Raw genomic sequence first — 1,447 nt, 5'->3', positions numbered from 1 at the left:
ACCGTACACAGTGGACCGCTCTCCGGCGCACCTCCCTCAGCGGCAGCGGGTGTGGGCCGTAGAGGAAGACAAGTGTGCGCCCAATACCCCAGTCGTCCTCTTTTCCTTGGGACCAACAAGATTGTTCGCCAGGCTGTGCGCCACGTCGTGTTCGCAGGACGCGTTCATGATCTTTCTGAGAGGAACAGCATGGTGAAGAAGTTGGTCGCCGGCGCCGCACTTCTGTGCGCGTCGCTGGTGGTGGCCGCTCCGGCCGCTCACGCCGCATCGTTCGCGGGCGTCTACCCCAACCACAACGCGGCGGTCAAAGCCTGCAAGCAGGGTGTCGCGCAGGGCCGCTGGTACGACACGTGCAGGTACCAGGGCTACCGCAACTCCGCGCAGGTCGGTCTCTGGGTCCAGCCCAGGTAGTTCCCTCCACCACACCGCTGATCGCCTCGCCTGCGGCCGTGTCCGAGCCGGTTCGGCTCGGACACGGCATGCGATGACCACCTCGGAGGGTCTTCGTGATCGGGTCTGTGCAAGACCTGCACATCGAGTGGCTGGACGATCCCGCGACGTTCTTCCGCCGCCACGCCGAGGCACTGGCGGCCATCGGCGCCAGTGCCTTCGCCCAGCCCGCACCGGTGATGAGACACCAGGTGGCTGACCGGTTCGACAAGGCGACTCTGGCCCAGATCCTGCGCGTCGGCGGCGAGATCGTGGGCTTCGGTCTGTTCGACCGGCTGGACATCCCGGAACGGGAGTCGGGGCTGTGGATCGTCGAGGGCCGGGCGATCGCACCCGCCCATCAGCGAGGCGGGCTGGGAACGCGCTGCTTCCGCGAGTTCGTGGACACAACCGGGGCGAACGCCGTCGCCACCGTCACCCGCAACCCGGCGATCTGCCGGATGATGGCGGCCGAGTTCCGCACGGTGCTGCCGGACCTGACGTCCGACCGTCCACTGCGGACACTCCGCGATCCCGAGGTGGCCACAGCCGTCCGCCGTTATGCCGCACATCTCGGCATCGACGTCGCGGAGCCGCCGTTCCTCCGCAACCGCTACCCGGGCGGGCTGTACGGAGTGCGCGACCCCGGCCTGCGCATGCCTTTGCCGGAGATCAGCCGTGATCCGTCGTGCGGGGTCATCACCGTGGGAGTGGGGCGCAAACCTCTGCGGGTGGACGACTGAAGTGATCTCACCAGGACCGGGTGTCCACACCAGGAAACCTTCGTGGCCACCGGTCAGGACGGCGAGGCTCTTCCCGACCACGTCGGCCAGTCCGGCCGTGATGCGGCGCAGGAACGGCGAGCTCGCCGATCCGATCGCCGGCCGGATCCCCGCCGTCCCGGACCGCAGGTCCGCCCAGCCCTCCTCGCCGATCCGATACGCCCGCCTCATGCCGGCTTCGACCGCGAGGAACGAGTTGACGTTGGCGATCCATCCGCCGGTCGGGCGGTTCCCAG

2 protein-coding genes are annotated in these 1,447 nt (G+C 68.3%); both read left to right on the top strand.

Annotated features, from left to right (window positions below):
• Nucleotides 1-189: 189 nt before the first annotated feature.
• Nucleotides 190-411, top strand: a complete 222-nt coding sequence (locus UK23_RS36745) for a hypothetical protein (RefSeq protein ID WP_045316374.1) — start codon at nucleotides 190-192, stop codon at nucleotides 409-411.
• Nucleotides 412-506: 95 nt separating this feature from the next.
• Entirely contained in the window at nucleotides 507-1,172 is a 666-nt protein-coding gene (locus UK23_RS36740; protein ID WP_045316373.1) for a GNAT family N-acetyltransferase, read from the top strand.
• Nucleotides 1,173-1,447 lie beyond the last annotated feature (275 nt).

The sequence above is a fragment of the Lentzea aerocolonigenes genome (assembly GCF_000955955.1).
Taxonomy (GTDB): Bacteria; Actinomycetota; Actinomycetes; order Mycobacteriales; family Pseudonocardiaceae; genus Lentzea; species Lentzea aerocolonigenes_A.
This window is presented reverse-complemented; position numbering and strand designations above follow the sequence as displayed.

Excerpts from the sequence above, each read along its gene's own strand:
- UK23_RS36745 (WP_045316374.1), top strand. The coding sequence starts at position 190 with ATGGTGAAGAAGTTGGTCGCCGGCGCCGCACTTCTGTGCGCGTCGCTG.